The organism is Pelotomaculum sp. FP (assembly GCF_004369245.1).
In the GTDB taxonomy this organism is placed as follows: Bacteria; Bacillota; Desulfotomaculia; order Desulfotomaculales; family Pelotomaculaceae; genus Pelotomaculum_C; species Pelotomaculum_C schinkii.
Genome location: NZ_QFGB01000103.1, coordinates 1 through 5,633, shown reverse-complemented (window position 1 = coordinate 5,633; position 5,633 = coordinate 1). Strand labels below are relative to the sequence as shown.

The following is a 5,633-nucleotide window of genomic DNA, read 5'->3' as shown; positions in this document are numbered from 1 at the left end:
AAGGCTTTGCTATTGTACCGGTACTGGACGGGAAAAGATCGGCATAGTCCTTTTCGATCTGTTCCCAAGGTATCATCTCGGCCAGTTTCACCCAGCGGTTATTGGCATCAAGTTTTCCTTCGAAAGGAAGTATGAAGTCTTCAATAACCATCTGATCAGTGGGACGTCGGTACATTTTTGACCTCCAAAGTGCAAGCTTTTTGCATATTTTAGCTTGTTTTTCTTGGATAATAATTCGACATAAGTACCCTCAATCCCTTGGTATTATTGGAATTTTTGGCTATTCAGCAAGCCCTAATTAGTTATCATGTCAAAAAATTTGAAAGGAGGGTTCATATGAAAGTATTTATTCTGGATACTGGTAAAATTGGAATGGACTCTAACTACCTAGTGGCCATGAACACCTGTGCTACAGCAAACGACAGGGCACCTGTGCACAAATGGGAAGAAATTCCTGTTTACGCCGTACTCATCGATCACCCGCAAGCCAGGATTCTTTATGACACGGGTTGCCATCCCAAAGCGATGGAGGGAAGGTGGCCGTCCGGCATCACCTCAACGTCTCCCTTCTATTTCAATGAAGAACAGCGACTTGAAAACCAGTTAAAATTGGCGGGGTATAAGCCCAAGGACATCGACATCGTAGTATTGTCTCATATGCACCTGGACCACGCCGGCAATCTGGAGCTGTTCCCTCAAGCTGACGTATATGTACACAGGGCCGATTTTGCCTTGGCTCTAATGTCGGTCCATCAGAATCCGGATCCCGCCACTCACGGTGTCTACATCAAGGCGGACCTGGAAGTACCCTGCAAATTTAAAATGGTTGATGATGATTTTGAACTGGTACCAGGTGTGCAAGTCCTGTTCCTGCCGGGGCACACCCCGGGTTTGCTGGGGCTGATGGTTAATCTGGAAAACTCAGGAAACATGATTTTCCCGATGGATGCACTTTATCAAGAAGCAAACTATGGTCCCCCTGCCCGTTCCTCAGGAATCCTTTATGACAGCGTAGCCTTCTTTAAATCAATTGAAAGAATCAGGTCGCTTGCTAAACAATACAACGCCAAAGTAATGTTCTCCCACGACATGGAATTTTTCAAAAAAATGAAAAAGGCTCCAGCTTACTATGATTAGGTTAAAATAATGTCTTAAAAAATAGATAGGTTACCATATCCACTAAATGATGATAGGTAGAAGAAAAAGAAAGAATGAAGGGATAGAACAAATAAGAGTGAGTAAGATGTACGAGATTGTCAAAAAGCAAGAACTGGGGGATTCCATTAATCAAATTGAGATTTATGCCCCTCTGGTTGCCCGAAAAGCTTTAGCTGGTCAGTTCGTTATACTGCGCATACATGAAGAAGGGGAGAGGATCCCCGTAACGATAGCAGATTTTGACCGGGCTGAAGGGACCATCACCTGTGTTTTTCAGGTGGTGGGCAGGACCACTAAAGAACTGGCGACCTTTAAAGAAGGGGAGTGCCTTAAGGATTTTGTCGGTCCGCTGGGAGTGCCTTCCCACATTGAGAAATACGGCCGGGTTGCCTGTGTCGGCGGTGGAGTAGGCGTAGCACCCGTTCATCCAATTGCCAGGGCGCTTAAGGAAGCCGGCAACGAGGTTATCAGTATCATCGGAGCCAGGAATAAAGACCTCATTTTCTGGGAAGACCGCATGAGGGCAGCATCGAGTGAACTGAGAGTGACTACCGACGATGGCTCTTACGTCCGTAAGGGCTTCGTGACCGACTTGCTCAAGGAGCTGATTGAGGAAAAAGGAATTGACCTTTGTCTGGCCATCGGGCCCCTGCCCATGATGCGGGCGGTGTGTGATCTGACCAAAAAATACGGGATCAAGACCATAGTCAGCATCAACACCCTGATGGTCGACGGTACGGGTATGTGCGGCTGCTGCCGGGTAACCGTGGGGGGAGAAACCAAATTTGCCTGTGTCGACGGTCCGGAATTTGACGGCCACCAGGTTGATTTTGCCGAAATGGCCCGCCGTTCCGTAATATACAAAAAACAGGAAAAGATTTCCCTGGACATGTATGAGGAAAAAGGTCCCAAATCTCATCAGTGCAGATGCGGGGGTGCAGAGTAATGGCTGCAGAAAAAGAAGCCAAAAAAGCTATAGCCCCTAAAAAGAACCCCATGCCGGCGCAGGACCCTGTTGAAAGAGCCAAAAACTTTAACGAGGTGGCACTGGGCTACAGTGAAGAAGCCGTTATCGCCGAGGCAGAGCGTTGCATCCAGTGCAAAAATGCCCCCTGCCGGCAGGGTTGTCCGGTTGATATAGACATTCCCGCGTTTATCAAAAAAGTTACGGAACGGGATTTTGCCGGTGCCATCCAAAAACTCAAGGAAACGAACGCTTTGCCTGCAGTCTGCGGGCGGGTATGCCCCCAGGAAAACCAGTGTGAGAAGTACTGCACCATGGGCAAGAAATACGAGCCTGTAGGCATCGGCCGGATTGAACGCTATTTAGCTGACTGGGAACTGGCTACAGGTGTGAAGATCCCGCAAACAGTGGCTCCTACCGGCAAGAAAGTAGCCATCGTGGGTTCCGGACCGGCCGGTCTGACCTGTGCCGCCGACCTGGCCAAGCTCGGCCACAAGGTCACCATTTTTGAAGCTCTGCATATTCCGGGCGGCGTCCTGATGTACGGTATTCCCGAGTTCCGTCTGCCCAAAGCCATTGTCCAGGCGGAAATCGAAAACCTCAAGAAATTGGGGGTCGATATTCAGGTCAACGCTGTTGTCGGTAAATTTTCCACTATAGATGAATTAATGGAGGGCGGTTATGACGCTGTCTTTCTCGGTACCGGCGCCGGCCTTCCCAACTTTATGCGGATACCCGGTGAGAACGCATGCGGGGTGTATTCGGCCAATGAGTTTTTGACCCGCTCCAACCTGATGAAGGCTTACCGTTTCCCGGAAACAGATACCCCCACCTTTGTCGGCAAAAGGGTGGCCGTATTAGGCGGCGGCAACGTGGCCATGGACGCTGCCCGCACTGCCCTGCGCCTGGGCGCCGAGGAGTCCTGGATTGTTTACCGGCGCTCCAGGGTTGAGCTGCCGGCGAGGATTGAAGAAGTTGAGCACGCCGAAGAAGAAGGCGTTAAGTTTCAGTTTCTCACCAACCCGACCAGAATTATTCATAACGATGACTACTGGGTTATCGGTATGGAATGCCTGCGCTATGAGTTAGGCGCCCCGGACGCTTCCGGACGGCGCAGCCCGGTTCCTATCAAGGGTTCCGAATTCATCCTGGATGTGGATACGGTGGTGGTGGCTATCGGCACAGGGCCTAACCCGCTGATCCCCAAGACCACGCCTGACCTTGCGATAAACAAAAGAGGCAATATTACCGCCGACCCGGAAACCGGCGCTACTTCCAAGCCGGGGGTTTACGCCGGCGGCGACGTAGTTACAGGCGCTGCCACTGTTATCCTGGCCATGGGAGCAGGACGGACGGCGGCCAATTCAATCCATAAATACCTGTCGGGTGATGATTCGAACATTTTAAAATAAGCGTTATAAATGGCAGGCCATGGGTTAGGGTTGGTCCTTGTAAAGACAACTTTTTATTTACTAACTAAATAGGACCAAAATGTATTTTGGCACAGGAGGTCATTAATTAATGGCAAAAAACAAGATAAAGACAATGGACGGAAATAAGGCGGCGGCGTATGTATCTTATGCATTTACCGAATGTGCCTGTATCTTCCCAATCACCCCATCCTCCCCCATGGCAGAATATGTCGATGAGTGGAGCGCACAGGGACTGAAAAACATTTTCGGCCAAACGGTGGATGTTACAGAGATGCAATCTGAAGCGGGCGCAGCCGGAGCCCTGCACGGCTCCTTAAGCGCCGGCGCTTTATCAACAAGCTATACCGCGTCTCAAGGCTTACTCTTGATGATCCCCAACATGTACAAAATAGCCGGTGAACTTCTCCCCGGTGTGCTGCATGTAACCGCCCGCAGTTTGGCGACCCATGCTCTTAATATTTTCGGCGACCACTCCGACGTTATGTCCACCATCCAAACGGGCTGGGCTTTGTTATGTTCCAACAGTGTCCAGGAAGTTATCGATATAGCCGGGGTCGCCCATCTGGCCGCTATCAAGGCGAGAGTACCTTTCCTGCACTTCTTTGATGGTTTCAGGACCTCCCACGAGCAACAGAAGGTAGAAGTCATCGATTATGATGATTTTGCCAAACTGGTTGACATGGACGCTGTCAAGGCATTCCGGGACAACAGCTTGAATCCTGACCGCCCGGTTATCAGGGGCTCCAACCAGAACCCGGACATTTTCTTCCAGGCCCGAGAGGCTTGCAGCCCGTTCTTCGAGCCGGTACCCGATATCGTAAATGAATATATGCAGGAAATCGGCAAGATCACCGGCCGGGAACACAAACCGTTTGAATATTACGGAGCGCCGGACGCCGAAAACATCATCGTGGCAATGGGTTCTGTCTGTGATACCGCGGAAGAGACCATCAACTACCTGATGGCCAAGGGAGAAAAGGTTGGTATGATCAAAGTACACCTGTACAGGCCTTTCTCGGCGAAATACTTCTTTGACGTATACCCGAAGACTGTAAAGAGAATTGCCGTACTTGACCGGATTAAGACCCCGGGTTCCCCTGGAGAACCTCTGTATAACGACATTTGCAACTTATTCTTCAACTCAGATGTTGAAAAACCGCTTGTCGTTGGCGGACGTTACGGTCTGGGCTCTAAAGACACCCTGCCCTCCGATATCGTAGCTGTATATGAAAACCTGAAAGCAGACGAACCAAAGAGTAATTTCACCATCAGCATTATCGACGACGTATCCTTTACATCCCTGGAAAGGGGAGAGGATATCGACGTCGCTCCGGAAGGGACCATCCAGTGCAAGTTCTTTGGCCTCGGTTCCGACGGCACGGTCGGCGCCAACAAGCAAGCCGTAGAAATCATCAACGACCATACTGACCTTTTTGCGCAAGCCTATTTTGCCTATGACTCCAAAAAATCAGGCGGCATCACCGTTTCCCACCTGCGCTTTGGCAAAAAGCCCATTAAGGCGCCTTACCTGATTAACACAGCCGACTTCATTTCCTGCAGCAACCAGTCTTATGTGAACGTTTATGATTTAACGGCAGGTCTCAAGCCCGGCGGCGCCTTCCTGCTCAACTGTGTCTGGTCACCGGAAGAGTTGGAAGAAAAGTTACCGGCAAAGATTAAGAGGTACCTTGCTAAAAACAAAATTAACTTCTTTACAATCAACGCTGTGGAAATCGCCAGGGAACTTGGTTTGGGCAACCGTACCAATATGATCATGCAGGCGGCCTTCTTCAAACTGGCCAGAGTGATTCCTATTGACGAAGCTGTTGGTTACATGAAAGACCAGATCATGAAAGCTTACGGTAAAAAAGGCGATAAGATCGTCAACATGAACAACGCTTCTGTTGATGCCGGTATCAGCAGCCTGGTGAAAATTAATATACCTGACTCATGGGCTGACGCTCCTGATGAGCCGGTTGTAGAAAAAGACGAGCCCGATTTCATTAAGAACGTCTTGCGGATCATGGCCAGGAACGAGGGAGATACGCTTCCCGTCAGCGCCTTTAAAGGTGTGGAAG

Annotated in this window: 4 protein-coding genes and 1 pseudogene; 4 read left to right on the top strand and 1 reads right to left on the bottom strand. The window is 49.8% G+C overall.

Going from position 1 to position 5,633, the window contains the following annotated elements:
* Positions 1-175, bottom strand: a pseudogene (locus tag Psfp_RS20585) (IS5/IS1182 family transposase); the annotation flags it as partial.
* Positions 176-336: 161 nt separating this feature from the next.
* Here Psfp_RS20585 and Psfp_RS20580 point away from each other — a divergent pair.
* The 4 genes from Psfp_RS20580 to nifJ all read left to right on the top strand — a co-directional run.
* On the top strand, positions 337-1,137 hold the full coding sequence (locus tag Psfp_RS20580; RefSeq protein WP_134220384.1) for an N-acyl homoserine lactonase family protein: 801 nt from the start codon (positions 337-339) through the stop codon (positions 1,135-1,137).
* 106 nt (positions 1,138-1,243) lie between these two features.
* Positions 1,244-2,104, top strand: a complete 861-nt coding sequence (locus Psfp_RS20575; RefSeq protein WP_134220383.1) for a sulfide/dihydroorotate dehydrogenase-like FAD/NAD-binding protein — start codon at positions 1,244-1,246, stop codon at positions 2,102-2,104.
* On the top strand, positions 2,104-3,534 hold the full coding sequence (gene gltA, locus Psfp_RS20570; protein ID WP_134220382.1) for an NADPH-dependent glutamate synthase: 1,431 nt from the start codon (positions 2,104-2,106) through the stop codon (positions 3,532-3,534). The genes Psfp_RS20575 and gltA overlap by 1 nt, the downstream gene beginning before the upstream one ends.
* A gap of 109 nt (positions 3,535-3,643) precedes the next feature.
* The coding region (gene nifJ, locus Psfp_RS20565; RefSeq protein ID WP_134220381.1) for a pyruvate:ferredoxin (flavodoxin) oxidoreductase at positions 3,644-5,633 on the top strand (1,990 nt) is incomplete at its 3' end.

What these genes read in the sequence shown, in the direction of transcription:
- Psfp_RS20580 (WP_134220384.1), top strand. Translation starts at nt 337, where the DNA reads ATGAAAGTATTTATTCTGGATACTGGTAAAATTGGAATGGACTCTAAC.
- Psfp_RS20575 (WP_134220383.1), top strand. Translation starts at nt 1,244, where the DNA reads ATGTACGAGATTGTCAAAAAGCAAGAACTGGGGGATTCCATTAATCAA.
- gltA (WP_134220382.1), top strand. Translation starts at nt 2,104, where the DNA reads ATGGCTGCAGAAAAAGAAGCCAAAAAAGCTATAGCCCCTAAAAAGAAC.